We start from the raw sequence: 16,033 nt of genomic DNA, 5'->3' as shown, positions 1-16,033 counted from the left end.
TCCCCACGGATTCGGTGCGTCGGGACCGCCTCCGCTCAAGGCGGTCCCGGGCCAATCGGTTACTGCCGAGTCCCCCCGCTCAGCGGGGTGGTGGCGGGAGTGGCGTCAGACATGGGCCAGCTTCCCGAGACCAGAGACAGCCGATGGTCAGATCGGGAACTTCACTCCGGTGAGCTCTTCGGACACGTCCCAGAGGCGTCGCTGGACGGTTTCGAGCTGTCCCGTGATGCCGGTGATGGTGGGACGCAGTGCGTCGATCTTCTTGACCATGAACTCGCGGGTGAGCGTGCGCCGCATCGTGGTGTGGACGGGTGCGTCGACGTTGGCGAAGAAGCCGGGCGGCTGGGGCGGCTGATCCGGCTGCACGTCCGGGTAGCCGGGCTGTGAGGGGTCGCTGCTGAAGGCGGGGTGGCCGAGCACCGCACGGGCGTCCTCCCAGCGGGTCACCAGCCAGGCGCCGCGCCGGCCGTCCCAGATGGTGACGCGGCTGATCGGTGCCTCCTCACACAGGCGGGAGTAAGCGGGAGGCGGATCGAGGGGTGCGGTCCTCGGCCGGGCGAGGACGAATTCGGGCGTGGGGCCAGGGGGCACGAGGGCTCCTCTCATCGACCTAACGGCGTTAGGTTGACTAACGCCGTTAGGTGGTTGTCGAGGTGAGCCTAACGCCGTTAGGTGGTTTTGGCGAGGCCCGTTCCAGACGGGTGGCAAGCCGTGGATGGCCGATGATGAAAGCCCAGTCGCAACCGGCGGGGTACGGAGGAGGAAGCGTGGACTTGGCAGCCCAGAGGCGGCGTGTGCCCTACCGGCAGGGTGAAGGGGAGCGCCTCCGGCAGGACATCCTGGACACGGCGACCCGCATCCTGGAGGAGTCCGGTCGCGAGGACGCCCTGTCTCTGCGTGGCATCGCCCGCGAGCTGGGCATCGCCGCGCCCAGTATCTACCTGCACTTCAACGACAAGACCGACCTGGTGCGGACGGTGCTCGATGCCCGGTACGCCGCGCTGGCGTCGACCATGCGCGAGGCCGGAAGCGCGGCCGCCGAGGCCGGTGCCGACGCATGGGGTGTCCTGCGCGCCATCGTGGGCACCTACCGCGGGTTCGCCGTCGACAATCCCCGCCGCTATCGGCTCATGTTCAGCCTGGAGCAGCAGACTTCGGCGGAGGACCGGCGCGCCACCGGGCATCCGCTCGACCGGGTGCTGATCGCGTGGACCGATGCCGTTGACCAGTACCTCGCCGCAGCCTGTCCCGAGCAACGCGAGGAGGCCGAGACGCTGGGGGTCCTGCTGTGGACCGGCCTGCACGGTCAGTTCGCCCTCTGGCACACCCTGCCGCATTCCTTTGTCGATGACGACACCATCCTGCGCGAGCTTGAGGAGGCGTTGATGAGGAGACTGCTGCCGCCGTCCGACTGACCGCCGGACGTTGGATGCGGCCATCCAGCGGCGCACGGTGCGCTGACCTGTTGACGCCGACTTTTCGACGGCCAAGGCCCTGGAGGCCAAGGGCGCCTAAGTGTGTGGCCTCGGGTCAGTGTGTCCTGATCGCTCCGGAAGTCTTCGACCAGCGGGACGAGGACGGCATGGCCGTCCTCCTCGGCGAGCACCCCGCGCCCGAACTCCACGACGGGGTACGCGAGTCCGCCGCCGTCTGCCCCGCTGCGGCCATCCGGCTGGAGGAGAAGTGACCGCACGTGTCGTGGTCGTCGGTGCCTCCGCGGGCGGACTGGCGACCGCCGAGGCCCTGCGCCGCCAGGCTTCGACGGGGCCGTCACCGTTATCGGTGACGAGCCCCACCTCCGCCGAGCGGGTCCGCGAAGCCGTAACGGCCCCGGCCGATGTGACGGCTCCCGTATCCCCCTTCCGGGGCTCTGGCCAGCGCGGACGCCTTGGTCAAGGTGGTGGCGACCACGACGGGCCGGTGACCGCCCTACTCGTCGTCGGTGGCGTCCTTGTCCCGCAGCGGGCGCATCCCGCCGGGCAGGCCGCTCCCGACCTTCGTGCTCGTGGGCATGGCGCCCACCACCCCGGGTTCAGAGACGCACGGCCTTGGTGCCGCCCCTCCCTCCGTGGGGCGGCACCGGGGCCGCTTGCGTCTATTCCTCGGTGGCGTTCGGGTCCCGCAGCGCCCTAAGGGCCCCGTCGCCGTGGCTGCGGACGATCGGGTAGCGCCCGTGGAAGTTGATGTGCTCGTGGACCAGCGGAGAGAGCCGGGAGCGGATCTCGGGTGAGATGGTCAGCCCGCCGGCCTCCAACTCTTTGACCGCGGCGTCGATGTAGAGGGTGTTCCACCACACGACCGAATTCATCGCCATACCCAGTGCTCCGAGCTGATCCTCCATCCCGTCCCGGTAGCCGTGCCGGAGCTCGCCGAGGCGCCCGAAGTAGATCCGCCGCCCGAGTGCGTGGCGGCCCTCGCCGATGTTGAGCTGGACACCGATCATGCGCCGGTATGCCTCGGAGTCGATGAACTGCAGCAGGTGCAGGGTCTTGAAGATCCGGCCATAGTGCGCGAACGCGTCGCCGAGGCCGGTCATGCGGTCGCCGGAGGTCATCATCCGCAGCAGGTCGTACGCGCGGACCTTGCCGGTCTGCAGGGACCCGGCGACGCGGAGCATGTCCTCCCAGTTCTGCCGGATCCGCTCGACCTGGACGCGCTGGCGCGAGACGGGCTGCAGCGGCCCGTAGTCCTTGTCCAGGTCGAAGCGCCACAGCCGGGCATCGGAGATGTCCGCGATCCGCGGGGAGAACTGATAGCCGCAGATCGCGAACAGCCCGAAGACCAGGTCACTGTACGAACCGGTGTCGGTGATCACGATCTCCGGACGCACCGGGCCGTCGAGGTTGAACATCGCGTCCAGGATGCCGAGCGAGTCGCGCAGGGTGCCGGGCATGACGATGCCGCCCAGGCCCATCACGCGGTCCGAGACGACGTTGAGCCAGGTCGCTCCGCGACCGGTCGAAAAGTACTTCCGGTTCGGCCGGGAATGTATGGATCTGACGGGGACGGTGAAGCGCATCCCGTCGGCGGAGGCGACGTGTCCGCCGCCCCAGTCGGAGGCGATGTCGATGTCGCCCTGGCTGCCCACCAGGAGCCCGGAGCCGGCGCTGATGCCGGGCAGGTGGAAGTAGCCGGAGTCCGCGGCCGCCAGCCGTGAGCGGCTCAGCGCCTTCGAGTCGGGCTTGATGACCGGCTCCAGCCCGATGTTCGTCGACTTGTGCACCAGCAGCGCGGTTACCGTGAGGTCCAGATCCTCGGGGCGGGCGACCTTGCCACCGATGTGCTCGAAGCAGTCGAACATGCCGGTCCGGGCGTGGACTTCCAGCAGCAGTTCCGGATAGTCGATCCTGGGCAGCATAGCCTGCACCGCGTCGTGGACCGGCTTGTACCCGGCGGGTTCCGGCTCCGCCTCCAGGCGGTCCAGGCGGATTTTGCCGTCCACGATGTCGACGGCCGCGTTGCCGGGCAGGTTGTCGGCGACGTGCCCGTACATCTCGTCCAGCAGCACCTCCAGCTCACCCAGGTGCTCGTTCGCGCTGCCCGAGAGCTCCAGAGCGGTCAGCACCCGGGGCCGGTTGACCTGCCAGTCCGGCCCGGACAGCAAACGGGCGCGCGGATCACCCCAGTTGTCGGCGCCCTTCGCGTACACATCCCGGCGCTTGAGCGCGGTGTGCAGGGCCTCCAGGACACAAAACGTCCACGCCTTCTTGTCGATGATCCCGTTCACCGCGAGCAGCGGGTCACCGAGCACCAGGCGCCGCCAGCTGCCGCCCAGCAGACGTGTGTCGATGTGCTCGACGCCGGGCTTGCGCCGCGCCTGGACCTTCGGCAGCTCGACAAGTGCCTCGATGACGGGGGTGCCGGCCTGGGTCGCACCCCACGGGATCACCTCGGCCAGCAGCGACGTGAACCTGCGGGCCGTCGCGTACCGGTCGATCAGCTGCTTGCGCCAGGCGGTGTCCGCGTCCTCATCCGAGCCCTCTGGCAGTAACTCGCCGAGCTCCACGACCGCCTTCACGAGCTCCTCGCGGGTGACGATCTTCTCGACGATCTCCCACGCCTCGGCCATCTCCACGGCTCCGCACCCGTCTCCTCATCGCCGTCGGTCTGGTGCTCGATGGGAACATCGAGGAACACGGCGACCGCGTTCCTCACTTTTGCCGCGGCCTTGCGCAGCTTCGGCAGCCCCTTCAGCTTCTCCTTGACGTCCTGGCGCTCCGCGCGGGCCAGCAGCTTCGTGGCCATCAGCACGTCGAAGAGGGTGAGCGCGTCGTCGACCGACGCCCCCTCAAGGTGCCGCATCGTGGCCAGCACCGTCGCCGTCCTGCGCGGCTCCGCCAGCCGCCGCAGGGTCGGGGCGTGCGTGCCCATCCCGTACCGGGCCAGCTCCGCCAGCTTCACCGGCGGCACCCGCCACAGATCCACCTCACCCGCCTTCACCCCGCGAATGTCCCGGGTACGCTCCAGCGCCTCCTTCTGCCCCTGGCCCGACACATCCCGCGGCCCCTTGCGCCACCGTTCCAGCGCCGAGCGGAAGGCCCTCTCGGGGACGTCGAGGATCTCCAGCAGCTCGCGCCGGAATTCCGGCTCCACCGGGGCGTCCACCACCGAGTAGATCAACGCCTGTTCGCCCTTGCGGACCTCGGCGACCAGGTAGCCCAGCGACGTGAGCCCCGGTAGCAGTACCCGGTTTCGCAGCAGCCACGTCACCGCCCGGTCGAACAGGGCCCGCGGCCCGTCGTTCGACACCCACACCCGCCCGGCTATGTGCTCGCGCAGCTGCAGGTCTCCGTCGTCGAAATCTCGGATCTTCAGCAGCTTGCGGATCTCGCGGGCATGCTCGTGCTGGGTCGGCAGTCGTTCCGGATACAGCTTCAGACTGGACGCGTCGTCGATCCCCAGCTGTTCGGCGACGAACGCGGCCACCCCCGGCGGTACATCGGCCGGCGTCGACAAGAAGGTGCCGAGCATGCGCACCGTGCCCCACTGCACCGCCCAGCCAAGCCGGTTGTGGGCCCGCCGCTTGGACGCTGCCTGCTCCAGCGCGGTCGCGTCCAGCCGGAAGAACTCCTCCAGCTCCTGGACCGACGGCTCCCCGGCGAAGCGCCCGTACCGGGCTATCTGCTCTTCTGAAAGATGCTCAACAGTCACAGCTCGTGACGCTAGGCAGCAGGCGCCACACCAGTCCCGGCAGTGATCGAACCGAGACCCCCGCAGACCAAGATCATTCCTTAGCGTTCAATCCTGGAGCATTACCGGCGGGACCCCCGTTTCGCCCGCCAACGCGCGGCTGGTGAGCCCGACCCTACGAAAGTCGTGCCCGCTGCGACTTTGGCAGGGGGAACGATCAGTCTTTTGCCGCTGCCACGCATCAACTCGCCCCCGATGAGATGGACGGCAGCGATGCGCCAGGCCGACAGGGGCCGCCATCGCGCAGATGACGAGAAACCGCGGCCTGCTGACATACCGTCCGCGGCCCTTGAAAGGAGTCCGTCCATGCCGGCTCGGCCGACCAGATCAGACCATCGCCGCCTCGCCGTATCGGCCTCCGATCCTGTGACCAGGCGGCTGCTGGCCTGCGGCGTGGTCGGGCCCCCGCTGTTCCTCAGCGTGATCATCATCGAAGGTGCCCTGCGGCCCCACTATGACCCGGTCGAACAGATGAGCAGCGCGCTGAGCCTCAGCGACCGGGGATGGATCCAGATCGCCAACTTCGTGGTCACCGGGCTTTCGATGATCGCCTTCGGCGTGGGACTGCGGCGGGCACTGTGTTCGGGCCGTGCCCGCATCGCGGGACCGCTGCTGTTCGGCATCTTCGGGATCGCGCTGATCGGCGCCGGCGTCTTCGTCGGGGATCCCTCCGATGGCTACCCGCCCGGGTCGCCCTCTGGCCCTGATGCCCCCACGACCTGGCACGGCACCATGCACAATGCGGTTTCGACCGTGGTGTTCCTCTCGCTTGCAGCAGCCTGCTTGGTGTTTGCCAGACGGTACGCCGCCCAGCCCGGACAACGCGCGTGGGCCCTCTACTGCGCCGCCACAGGCGTGGCGCTCCCGGTCCTGCAGCCTGTGTTGAACGTGCTGATGCCAGGCACCGAGACCGGCAAGGGCCTGATCCAGAAGGTGACGATCGCCGTCGGCTGGGGCTGGGTCACCCTGCTGGCCACGCGGCTGCTCCGCGGAAATGCCCCTGAACCGACGTAACATGCTCTCGACCAGGAGCAGGCGCCGTTCACCGGGTGAGTCGGCGGTGCAACAAGGCCCCCTGGGGCGCCGTGCCGCCCAGTGCAGGACCGGGTCGCTGCCCGTAAGGACCAGGCAGCCGCTGACCGCGACCGGCAGGGGCGCAGGCCGACCGGGGTCAGAGCGTGCTCGAGGTGGAAGAACTGGCGGCGCGGCTGGACCGGGCCAGGACCGCACCATGGCGACCATCGAGCGGTCCGAGCAGCTGGATACGCCAGGCCGAAAAGCCACCGGCCAGTCTCGGGCCCGAACCCGCATCCAACGGACCAATGACCAGCGGCGTTGAGCCGCGGCCCGCACCGCTGGGTGACGATCACTCGTCGACGGTGAGGCTGTCGATGGCGGCCTGGCGGTCGGCGTGGGTGGGCAGGGTGTAGCGGCGGGCGGTCTCCAGGGAGTGACCCAGCAGCTCGGCGATGGTGACGACGTCCACGCCTCGCCGGGCCAAGGTGGTGCCCAGGGTGTGCCGGAGCACGTGGGTGGTGAAGTCCTCGTCGGCGCCGACCGTGAGTCCGGCCCGGTCGGCGATGCCGTTGAGCACGCCGGTGGCGGCGCGCGCCGACAGCCGGCCACCGCGGGCGTTGAGGAACAACGCCACGCTGCCAGTGCCGGTGCCCGCGCTGGGCAGCATGGCGCGTTCGGTCAGCCAGGTCTGCAGTTCGGCACGGAGCTTGGGATGCAGGGGGATCTCGCGGTACTTGCCGCCCTTGCCCATGCGGACGATCAGGACGCCTTTGCGGGCGGAGATGCGCAGATCGTCGACGTTCAAGGCGACCAGCTCATGGATGCGCGGACCGGCGTAGAAGGCGGTGTAAGCCATGGCGCGGTCACGGGCGGGGCTGCGTTCGGCCTCACGCAGGAAGCGGACCTGGGCGCGCTGGTCGAGCGCGCGGGGCGCCAGGTTGGGCAAACCCAAGCGCTTGGCGGCCGCCGGGCCCAGCCCGATGCGGCGGTTGAAGTCGTCGATGGCGGTCAGGTGCGCGTTGACGGTGGCGGGCTTGCGTTTGAGTACCGTCAGCAGATGGGCGCGGTAGTCACGGGCGGCCCAGTCGCGCGCGGCCGGATCGGTGAGCGGGTCGCCGTCCAGCGCCGCGATGTCCAGCCAGGCCAGATACTGGCGCACACGCGACAGGTAGTTGGTGACGGTGTCGGCGTCCAGGGGGAAACCGGGCTTTGTCATCGCGGCGGTGTAGCCGGCGAACCCCGCGTAGCGCTCGGGCACGCAGGTGGCGGTGGCGCCCCGTCGGCGCGGCTTGGATGAAGCGGCGCCGCCGCCTGAGGGCGGTGAAATATAGGAAGTGTTTTCGATGCCCTGGCGTTCACCATCAACCGGAATATAGGAAGTCACTCCCGAAGTGGACTTCTTATATTCGCAAGTATAAGAAGCTATGCCAGATCGGGGCAGGCGAACCACCGGACCGAGAGCTCCCCGAAGGCGGGCCCTACCAGGCGCTCAACACCCGGCACCTCTAACCACAGGTTGCCGCCACTGCCACCTCGTGACGAATCCACTGCCACCTAGTGACGAACACGCAGGTCGGGGTGTCGGTAAGACTCGTGCAACCAGGTACAGGGGATTGAGTTCGCCCAGGTCAGCGGTGCTGCAGCCGAACCATTAAGGGATCTTTCTTTGATCCTCGGACGTGCGTGATCGTACGCGGCCAGTATTGAGCCGGATTCGTGGGGTTTGCGGCGGCGTGGGCGGCCGCTTCGCGAGAGAGCCGGATGCCGCGTGGCGCGTGTGCTGGACGAGGACGAGCTCGTTGGGAACTGGACTCTGGTCGGGGACGAGCTGGAGCAGCTGTCCGGTCGGCGAGGGGCGACGAAGCTGGGCTTCGCGCTTCTTCTGCGGTTCTATGCGCTGAACGGCCGGTTCCCCACGGGCCGCGCCGAGCTCCCCGACCAGGCCGTCGCCTACGTCGCCCGGCTGGTCGACGTGCCCGCCTCTGAGCTGGGGCTGTATGAGTGGGACGGCCGGACGATCAAGGATCACCGCAAGGACGTCCGGAAGTACTTCGGGTTCCGGGAGTGCTCCCTGGCCGACTCCGACAAGGCCGCCGACTGGCTGGCGATCGAGGTCTGCCCGAAGGAGCGGCAGGTCGACCGGGTCCGCACCGAGCTCCTGGCGCATCTGCGCCAGGAGAGGATCGAGCCGCCGGCACGGGACCGGATCCGCCGGATCATCGGAACGGCCCTGCGGCAGGCTGAGCAGACCCAGACCGCGCAGATCTCCAGCCGGATCCCGGCCGAGGCGATCGGGCGGTTGCTGGCGCTGATCGCCAAGAGCGCCGACCCCGGCGACGAACCCGAGGACCAGGGCGACGATGTCGGCGCGTTGTTCGGCGCCGCCGAGGCCGCCGCGGTGGACGTGTTCGCGACGATCCGCGAGGAGCCGGGCAACGTGTCGGTGAAGACGATCGAGCAGGAGGTGAAGAAGCTGACCGCGATCCGCAAGGTCGGCCTGCCCGACGACCTGTTCGCCGACGTCGCCCCGAAGGTGCTCGCCTCCTGGCGGGCCCGCGTCGCCGCCGAGGCGCCGTCTCACCTGCGCTCTCACCCGCACGACGTGAAGGTGACATTGCTTGCTGCCTACCTGTACTGCCGGTCCCGGGAGATCACCGACACCCTGGTCGACCTGCTGATCTCCACGGTGCACCGGATCAACGCCCGCGCCGAGTCGAAGGTGACCAGCGACTTCGTGGCGGAGCTGAAGCGGGTGTCGGGCAAGGAGAACATCCTATTCAAGATGACAGAGGCCGCCCTGGAGTCGCCAGAGTCACGGGTGGAGGACGTCATCTACCCGGCGGTGCCGGGCGGCCACAGGACGCTGGTGCAGCTGCTGCACGAGTACCGGGCGAAGGGCTCCTCCTACCGGCAGCACAAGCAGCGGGTGTTCAAAGCGTCCTACACCAACCACTACCGGACCGGGCTGATCCAGATCCTGGAGGTGCTGGAGTTCGGGTCGACCAACACCGTGCACGCGCCGATGATGCAGGCCCTCACCTTGATCAAGCGGTACAAGGCCGAGCAGTCCAACCGGATCAAGTGCTACGCCCTCGGCGAGCACGTCCCCGTCGACGGGATCGTCCCGGCCGAGCTGGTGGAGCTGATGTACCGGGCCGACAGCACCAAACGGCAGCGAATCCTGCGCACCGTGTATGAGTGCGGCGTCTTCCAGACCCTGCGGGAGAAGCTGCGCTGCAAGGAGATCTGGGTGGTCGGCGCGGACCGGTGGCGCAACCCCGACGACGACCTGCCGAAGGACTTCGAGGCCAACCGCGCGGAGAACTACGCCAAGCTCCGCAAGCCGCTGGACCCGCAGGTGTTCGTCGACCAGCTGCGCGAGGAGATGGACGCCGAGCTGTCGGCGCTGAACGACGCCCTGGGCGGCAAGGGCCTGGCCTGGTTGAAGATCGCCGAACGGCGCAACGCCGGGGCGATCCACCTGACGCCGCTGGACGCCGCGCCGGAGCCGCGGAACCTACGCCGGCTGAAGGCGGCGATCCGGGACAGGTGGGGCGTCGTCCCGCTGATGGACATGCTCACCGAGACCGCGCTGCGGACCGGTTGCTTGAACGTCTTCACCGCGGCCGGGACGCAGAACCACCTGGATCCGGCGGTGCTGTTCGAACGGCTCCTGCTGCTGATCTACGCCTACGGCACCGGGACCGGGATCCGCGCGGTCGCCGCTGGCGACCACCCCCACACCGAGGACGATCTGCGGTACGCGCGCCGCCGCTACCTGACCGTCGAGGCCTGCCGCGAGGTCGCCCGGGTGATCGCGAATGCGACCTTCGCCGTCCGGCAGGCCGCCCTGTGGGGCGAGGGCACGACCGCGGTCGCCTCGGACTCCACCCACTTCTCCGCGTTCGACCAGAACATCTTCACCGAGTGGCACTCCCGCTACCGGCGGGCCAAGCGCGGGGTGCTGATCTACTGGACGGTCGAGGTCGGCGGGTCGATGGCCGTCCACTCCCAGCTCATCAGCTGTTCGGCCTCCGAGGTCCACGCGATGGTCGAGGGCGCGATGCGGCACGGCACCGACATGGAGATCGAGACCAACTACGTCGACTCCCATGGCGCCAGCTATGTCGGGTTCGGCATCACCCGGCTCCTGGACTTCGACCTGGTCGCCAGGTTCAAGCAGATCAACAAGATGAAGCTGTACGTCCCGGGCAAGGGCGACGACTTCTCCTACCCACTGCTCGCACCCGCGCTGACCAGGCCGATCCGCTGGGACGTGATCGCGAACAATTACGACGTGATGATGAAGTACGCCACCGCGATCCGGCTGCGGACCGCCACGACCGAGGCCCTGCTGCGCCGATTCACCAGCGAGACCACCCACCCGGCCTACGCAGCGATGCTGGAGGTCGGCCGCGCTCAGCGCACGATCTTCCTCGCCCGCTGGCTCCGCGACCGCGATCTCCAGCGGGAGACCGAATCGGGCCTGAACGTGGTGGAGAACTACAACGGCGTCAACGACCACATCAAGTTCGGCAAGCGCGGCGAGCTCGCCTCCAACCGGCGCGAGGAGCAGGAGCTGGGGATGCTGTGCCTGCACATCCTCCAGTCCGCCTTCGGCCTCATCAACACTCTCATGATCCAGGACACGCTCGCGCTAGCCGAATGGGAGAACGTCCTCACCGACGCCGACCGGCGCGGCCTCACCCCGCTCTTCCACACCAACATGACCCCCTACGGCGAGATCCAGCTGCGCACCGACCGACGCTTGGACCTGACCGGGCTCTCACCAACCAGCCCATGAGCTCTACGCGACCCTCCGACAAGCGAAAACCTCTGAGCCAGGTCAAGCCCCTGCTGGCATGATCCGCCCATGGACTCCGTACCGAAGCTGACAGTAGAGAGCTACGAACAACTGGTCACCAGCCTTCGAGGACGGACGGTTCTCACCGTCGACTACTTCGTTCTCATGACCGGCGACGAAGGCACCACGCCCGACGGATGGGACTACGGCACCTGGCACGAACCCACCATGGGGATCGAACTGACCATGGATCCGGGTACCACCTACTCGGCGACCTGGAACCATACGTTCGGACACTACGGCCTTGAGCTCTACCGGGCCCCGATGAGCGACTTCGTCTTCAACATCGGCAAGCCGGGCGGCTCCGCTCGAATCACGGTCGCCGACCATCCCTCGTGGGCCGGCATCCTCGCCTCACCGATCGAGTCTTGCCACATCCTGTGGAGCGACCCAGAACAGGGCTCTGCGATCCAGATCCCCGAAGCCCTCCAGCTAGGAACCGCCACAGGGCAGGTCTGGATCGCCGCCGGACGCTCAGCGGACTACGCACCGAACGGCTTGTTCCACCTGTGCACCGACGACGTCCTCGTCGCCTTCGATAGCGGAACCGCTACCCGCGCCGGGCTCAAGACCTGATCACGCTCTCGGGCTCACCTAGTCACAAGGAGCGTTTACGAGCCCACCCCCCTCTATTGGTGGCGGCCGAGCTTTTGGCGTAACTCGGCCCCCGGAGGAACAGCGGAATCATCGCTCGATCGCCCGCAGGGAATCCCTGGAGATCATTAGCGATACCGAACCCGGCTCCAAGGGGCCGATGCCAGCGTCGAGGTGAATATGGGAACCCTCGGGCGCTCGCGGGTCCGACAGCGCGAGACACAAGCGAGCAAGATCCCGGAGGCCAGCGGTGTCGCCAAAGATCTCCACAGCGCCATCCACGATCTCGATGACGACCGAGCCACCCTCCACGGGGGCGACGACCCCAGTCGCTGGATCGTAGGGCGGAACCGACACGGAGATCTCACTCATTGCTCAAGCGTGCCATACACTCTGCTTCTGATATTAGGCAATATCAGAAGCCAATCTGGGCCCCACTTCTGATATCGCGAAGGATCGGTACGCTTAGGGCGGTAGAACAGCTTCTGATATCACGAGGGGGTTCAGTGGCGGGACGGCGCACCGGCGTGCCCGCGGTCTTCGCGGAGGCCTACGCCAGTTACGCGGTCGCGCTGGAGCGCGCCCCGCTAGACGATGACACCCGACGCGCCTACGACTCACGCGTGCGGGGGTTCCTGGCCTGGATGGAGGCCGGTGATCCCGACGGCGACCCGCTCGGCGACAGCCACGGCCGCGACTTCGCCGTCCGCGACTACAAGACCCACCTCAAGACCGTACTCGGGCGGGCCGACAACACCGTCAACGCGCACATCACCGCACTCGACCACTTCTACGAGCACCTCGGCCTCGGCCCGGTGAAGATCCGCCGCGACGCCGCCCCCAAGCTCGCCCCCCGCTCCCTGACCGCCCGCGAACAGAAACGCTTCCTGCGCGCGGTCGAACGCCGCCCCCTCGCCCGGGACCGCGCGATCGGCCGGCTGCTGTTCTACTCCGGCGTACGCGTCGCCGAGCTCGTCGCCCTGGACCTCGACGCCGTGCCGATCTCCGCCCGCAAGGGCAAGGTCAAAGTCGGCTCCGGCAAGGGCATGGTCTCCCGCACGATCCCGCTGCTGGACGCCACCGCCCGCGACGCCGTCAAAGATTGGAAACGCGAACGCTCCGGCTGGCCCGGCGCCGACACCCCAGCGTTGTTTCTCAACCGCCGCGGCGGCCGCCTCACCGCCCGCGCCGTCGACCAGCTCATCGACGAGATCACCCTCGACGCCGACCTGGTCGACGAGGACGGGCACCCGTTCGTCTCCGCACACACCCTGCGTCACACCTTCGCCACCAACCTGCTGCGCAGCGGCGTCGACATCGTCGTGGTCGCCGAACTACTCGGACACGCCCGACTCGACACCACCCGGCGGTACACCTTGCCCACCCACACCGACCTCGAAGAGGCTGTCGGGCGCCTGCCCACCGATCAGTAGGGTCCACCCGCTGAGCTGGGCGGACTCAATCGCGTGTACCTGGTGCCACCAGTCTTACCGACACCCCGAAGCGGACGGATCGACGCTCGTACTTTGTGAATCCGAGCTTGGCGTACAGCTTGAGGGCAGGCGTGTTTGTGTCCTTGATGTCCCGTAGGACGTACTCCTCGTAGCCGGGCAGAGCCAGCAGGTGCTGCAATGGTGCCTGGCCGACCTCGGTCTCACCTTGTCGAGGAGGTCCACACCGACGACATCTACGCGCGTCTTGCCGAGCTCGACCACTCGGCCAGCTGACCGCCGGTTCAGCTCGTCATCGCCGCACCGACATCGAACTCCGTGCCGAACGGGTCCGTGATGTGAGCGACCCGCCCGTAGATCATGTCGTAGGGCTCGGCCGAGGTCCCACCCGCGTCGACCGCTCGCCGCGCCGCCGCATCGGCGTCGTCCACCTGGAACAAGGTCCCCCAACGGGACTTCGTGGCCTTTGGGTCACCGGCGATGCCGCCGATCTCGTGGCCATCCGGTCTGCGCAGGAACGTGAAGTCGAGCTCGGGCATGTCCGGGTTGGCATCCAACGTGTAGCCGAAGACCGCGACGTAGAAGTCGCGCGCGGGCCCGGATTCCGCGGTGACCAGGTCGTTGCGGAGCAGGGCGTTCGGCTCGTTGACGATCTCGCAGCCGATGTGGGCACCGGCCTGCCACAGTCCACACTGCGCACCGGTGGTGTCCTTGATGATCGCCGTCCGGCCCTGGTCCAGCACGTCCATCGGACCGGTGATGATCGAGCCGCCCGCGTCCCGCGCTCGGGCGGCCGCGGCGTCACAGTCATCCGTCGCGAAGTAGACGTTCCACCAGAAGTCCGTGGCGTCGGGATCGGGGTTCGGCCTGATGGCCGCGACGGGTCTGCCCCGTAGCAAGCACTGGGTGTAGTGGCCGAACTCCGCCGGTCCCACATCGAACTCCCAACCGAACAACGCGCCGTAGAAGGTCATCGCGCGGTCGAGATCCGGGATGCCCAGGTCGATCCAGGTCGGTGTGCCAGCCGGTTGCGTGGTGGTCAGCTCGCTCATCGTCTCTCCTTGTCGTGTCCCCATCTTGTCCCGCATGACCCCGGAACCTAAAGCACCGGTGTAAACCCAGCTCACACCGACGTGGGCTGCCCCCTCCGTCACTTGCACTTCGGGCCAGTTTCAGGAGTTCCGGGCCTTGTACCGGTGAGGGCGTTGGCCGAGTGGGCCGGGTTGTCGGAGTTGCAGCAACAGGTTCTCCACCCCGGTGAGGTCCTCGTCGACCGACGCGAACTGCCCGGTGAGGCCCACCCTGCTCCGCACCGCCCGGGCGTCACGCACGACGTCGTAGCCGAGCACTTGCGCCTCTCCGGCGTCGGGGTGCAGGAGCGTGGCCAGCATGCGGATCGCGGTGGTCTTGCCCGCCCCGTTCGGACCGAGCACGCCGTACACGCCCCCGGCGCTCACGGCCAGGTCCACACCGGCGACCGCGTGAGTCTTGCCGAAGCTCTTCTTCAACCCTCTCGTCTCGATCGCGAGCTTTCCCATGGGTTCGATTCCTTCTCTCGGTGTTGCGAACGGATTAGTTGCGCACGGTGCGGTGCGCGGCCAGCGCCTCGGCGAGTGGGGCGTTCTCCGTTCCGTCGTCGAGACCGCCGCCGACCAGGATCACCGGGGCCCGTCGCCGTGCCGTGTGTAGCCGATGGTGGTGCCGTCGACGGAGGTCACAGTGTTCATACTCCTAATTTAGGAGCATTCACACCTGGTGTGCAAGTACACTCGGGTGCATGAGCAAGAAGCGGCTGTTCGACGACCCCTGCGGCATCGCGCGAGCGCTGAACGCGGTCGGCGAGCGGTGGGCGTTGCTCGTCGTGCGGGAGCTGGTCTTCGGCCCGAAGCGCTACTCCGACCTGCACCGCGGGCTGCCGCAGATGAGCCAGAACGTCCTCGCGCAGCGGTTGCGCGAGCTCGAAGCCGACGGCCTGGTGCGGCGAAGGCGCCTGGGACCGCCTGCGCCCGCCGCCGTGTATGAACTCACCGAGCGCGGGCAGGAACTGGAGCCCGTGCTCCGCGCGCTCGCCCACTGGGGCAGCCGCGCACCGCTGCCCGAGGACGGCGCGGCGGAACTGAGCGTCGACGCGCTGCTGTTCGCCCTGCGCGCCACCTTCGATCCGGCACTGGCGGGTGAGCTGTCGCTGCGCTGCCAGCTGGACGTCGCGGGCGATCGGTTCCGCATCACCGTTGCGGGCGGGCGCCTCGAGCTGGACCGCGGTGAGCACGCCGAACCCGAGGCGTGGCTGAACGTGCCGGAGGCGGCGACATTGCGCGATCTGGTGTTCGCCGGTGCGGCGCTGCACGACGCCGTCGAGCGGGCAGACACCGAGGTGGCGGGCGATACCGCGCGGCTCGCCGCACTGCTGCGCTGCTTTCCCGCAGCCGTGCGGTATCCGGCGCCACAGGACCCCGGGCCGCCGGATCCCGTGTCGCCGGGCCTCGGGTCACCGAACGCCGAACTCCCGGATCCCGCCGTCAGCGCAGGAAGTCGTCGGGGGTGAGCGGCAGTCCGCGGACCCCGGACACCGGTGGCGAGGTTACGCCGGCCGACAGTTCAGACTCCGCGGGCTCGCGGAACTCATCGCCGAGACGACGACGCACCACTTGGATAGCGACCAGCAGCTCAACGCCTGGCGCTGGTCCACGACCGAGCATGATCGACTTGTTGCAGTAGCCCATCCCCTAACGGACACGCACATCGGAACGGAATGTCACGCCAGCGTCAGCCGGAACGACCGCCTAACGAGACTTTTCGAGGCTGCTATATCCGTCAAGCCGCCAGCGGGAGGTTGTCGGTGACTGTTCGGCTTTCCTCAGCGGGCCTTCGCTCCAGCAGTTTGAAGACCTGGCGGGCGACGGTCCGTTTGAGGCAG

At 68.1% G+C, this 16,033-nt stretch carries 13 protein-coding genes and 1 pseudogene; 7 read left to right on the top strand and 7 right to left on the bottom strand.

Annotated features, from left to right (window positions below; all coding sequences use genetic code 11):
• Positions 1 to 147: 147 nt before the first annotated feature.
• A complete protein-coding gene (locus ACH34W_RS54720; RefSeq protein ID WP_395969232.1) occupies positions 148 to 591 on the bottom strand; it encodes a hypothetical protein in 444 nt (147 codons plus the stop codon).
• Positions 592 to 767: 176 nt separating this feature from the next.
• Here ACH34W_RS54720 and ACH34W_RS54715 point away from each other — a divergent pair, with 176 nt between their 5' ends.
• Entirely contained in the window at positions 768 to 1,415 is a 648-nt protein-coding gene (locus tag ACH34W_RS54715; RefSeq protein ID WP_266841022.1) for a TetR/AcrR family transcriptional regulator, read from the top strand.
• A 104-nt stretch (positions 1,416 to 1,519) separates the two neighbouring features.
• A complete protein-coding gene (locus ACH34W_RS54710) occupies positions 1,520 to 1,687 on the top strand; it encodes a ferredoxin (RefSeq protein ID WP_229878594.1) in 168 nt (55 codons plus the stop codon).
• A gap of 408 nt (positions 1,688 to 2,095) precedes the next feature.
• Here ACH34W_RS54710 and ACH34W_RS54705 read toward each other — a convergent pair whose 3' ends face one another.
• Positions 2,096 to 4,069 (bottom strand): Tn3 family transposase, encoded by a 1,974-nt coding sequence (locus ACH34W_RS54705; protein ID WP_395969231.1) that lies wholly within the window; start codon positions 4,067 to 4,069, stop codon positions 2,096 to 2,098.
• The gene (locus ACH34W_RS54700) at positions 4,015 to 5,151 is read right to left on the bottom strand and encodes a DUF4158 domain-containing protein (protein WP_395969230.1); all 1,137 of its coding nucleotides are present in this window, start codon (positions 5,149 to 5,151) and stop codon (positions 4,015 to 4,017) included. Before ACH34W_RS54700 ends, ACH34W_RS54705 begins: the two co-directional genes overlap by 55 nt.
• A gap of 345 nt (positions 5,152 to 5,496) precedes the next feature.
• On the opposite strand from ACH34W_RS54700, the gene ACH34W_RS54695 reads away from it, so the two are divergent.
• The gene (locus ACH34W_RS54695) at positions 5,497 to 6,204 is read left to right on the top strand and encodes a DUF998 domain-containing protein (RefSeq protein WP_395969229.1); all 708 of its coding nucleotides are present in this window, start codon (positions 5,497 to 5,499) and stop codon (positions 6,202 to 6,204) included.
• A 352-nt stretch (positions 6,205 to 6,556) separates the two neighbouring features.
• Here ACH34W_RS54695 and ACH34W_RS54690 read toward each other — a convergent pair whose 3' ends face one another.
• Entirely contained in the window at positions 6,557 to 7,465 is a 909-nt protein-coding gene (locus ACH34W_RS54690; RefSeq protein WP_395969228.1) for a tyrosine-type recombinase/integrase, read from the bottom strand.
• Positions 7,466 to 7,975: 510 nt separating this feature from the next.
• Between ACH34W_RS54690 and ACH34W_RS54685 the strand changes: the two genes are divergently transcribed.
• Both ACH34W_RS54685 and ACH34W_RS54680 read left to right on the top strand, forming a co-directional pair.
• The gene (locus tag ACH34W_RS54685; protein WP_395969227.1) at positions 7,976 to 11,011 is read left to right on the top strand and encodes a Tn3 family transposase; all 3,036 of its coding nucleotides are present in this window, start codon (positions 7,976 to 7,978) and stop codon (positions 11,009 to 11,011) included.
• 69 nt (positions 11,012 to 11,080) lie between these two features.
• A complete protein-coding gene (locus ACH34W_RS54680; protein ID WP_395969226.1) occupies positions 11,081 to 11,647 on the top strand; it encodes a hypothetical protein in 567 nt (188 codons plus the stop codon).
• Between the two features lie 108 nt (positions 11,648 to 11,755).
• Here ACH34W_RS54680 and ACH34W_RS54675 read toward each other — a convergent pair whose 3' ends face one another.
• Positions 11,756 to 12,037 (bottom strand): hypothetical protein, encoded by a 282-nt coding sequence (locus ACH34W_RS54675; protein ID WP_395969225.1) that lies wholly within the window; start codon positions 12,035 to 12,037, stop codon positions 11,756 to 11,758.
• Positions 12,038 to 12,171: 134 nt separating this feature from the next.
• Here ACH34W_RS54675 and ACH34W_RS54670 point away from each other — a divergent pair, with 134 nt between their 5' ends.
• Positions 12,172 to 13,098, top strand: coding sequence for a tyrosine-type recombinase/integrase (locus ACH34W_RS54670; protein WP_395969224.1), 927 nt, complete (start codon positions 12,172 to 12,174; stop codon positions 13,096 to 13,098).
• A 302-nt stretch (positions 13,099 to 13,400) separates the two neighbouring features.
• On the opposite strand, the gene ACH34W_RS54665 is transcribed toward ACH34W_RS54670, so the two are convergent.
• Positions 13,401 to 14,168, bottom strand: coding sequence for a VOC family protein (locus tag ACH34W_RS54665; RefSeq protein WP_395969223.1), 768 nt, complete (start codon positions 14,166 to 14,168; stop codon positions 13,401 to 13,403).
• A 183-nt stretch (positions 14,169 to 14,351) separates the two neighbouring features.
• Positions 14,352 to 14,654, bottom strand: a pseudogene (locus ACH34W_RS54660) (ATP-binding cassette domain-containing protein); the annotation flags it as partial.
• A 239-nt stretch (positions 14,655 to 14,893) separates the two neighbouring features.
• Here ACH34W_RS54660 and ACH34W_RS54655 point away from each other — a divergent pair.
• Positions 14,894 to 15,661 (top strand): winged helix-turn-helix transcriptional regulator, encoded by a 768-nt coding sequence (locus ACH34W_RS54655; protein ID WP_395969222.1) that lies wholly within the window; start codon positions 14,894 to 14,896, stop codon positions 15,659 to 15,661.
• Positions 15,662 to 16,033: the final 372 nt, after the last annotated feature.

It is taken from the genome of Actinomadura sp. 6N118 (assembly GCF_044326415.1).
Lineage (GTDB): Bacteria > Actinomycetota > Actinomycetes > Streptosporangiales > Streptosporangiaceae > Spirillospora.
This window is presented reverse-complemented; position numbering and strand designations above follow the sequence as displayed.

Excerpts from the sequence above, each read along its gene's own strand:
- ACH34W_RS54705 (WP_395969231.1), bottom strand. The coding sequence starts at position 4,069 with ATGGCCGAGGCGTGGGAGATCGTCGAGAAGATCGTCACCCGCGAGGAG.
- ACH34W_RS54695 (WP_395969229.1), top strand. The coding sequence starts at position 5,497 with ATGCCGGCTCGGCCGACCAGATCAGACCATCGCCGCCTCGCCGTATCG.
- ACH34W_RS54680 (WP_395969226.1), top strand. The coding sequence starts at position 11,081 with ATGGACTCCGTACCGAAGCTGACAGTAGAGAGCTACGAACAACTGGTC.
- ACH34W_RS54675 (WP_395969225.1), bottom strand. The coding sequence starts at position 12,037 with ATGAGTGAGATCTCCGTGTCGGTTCCGCCCTACGATCCAGCGACTGGG.
- ACH34W_RS54665 (WP_395969223.1), bottom strand. The coding sequence starts at position 14,168 with ATGAGCGAGCTGACCACCACGCAACCGGCTGGCACACCGACCTGGATC.
- ACH34W_RS54655 (WP_395969222.1), top strand. The coding sequence starts at position 14,894 with ATGAGCAAGAAGCGGCTGTTCGACGACCCCTGCGGCATCGCGCGAGCG.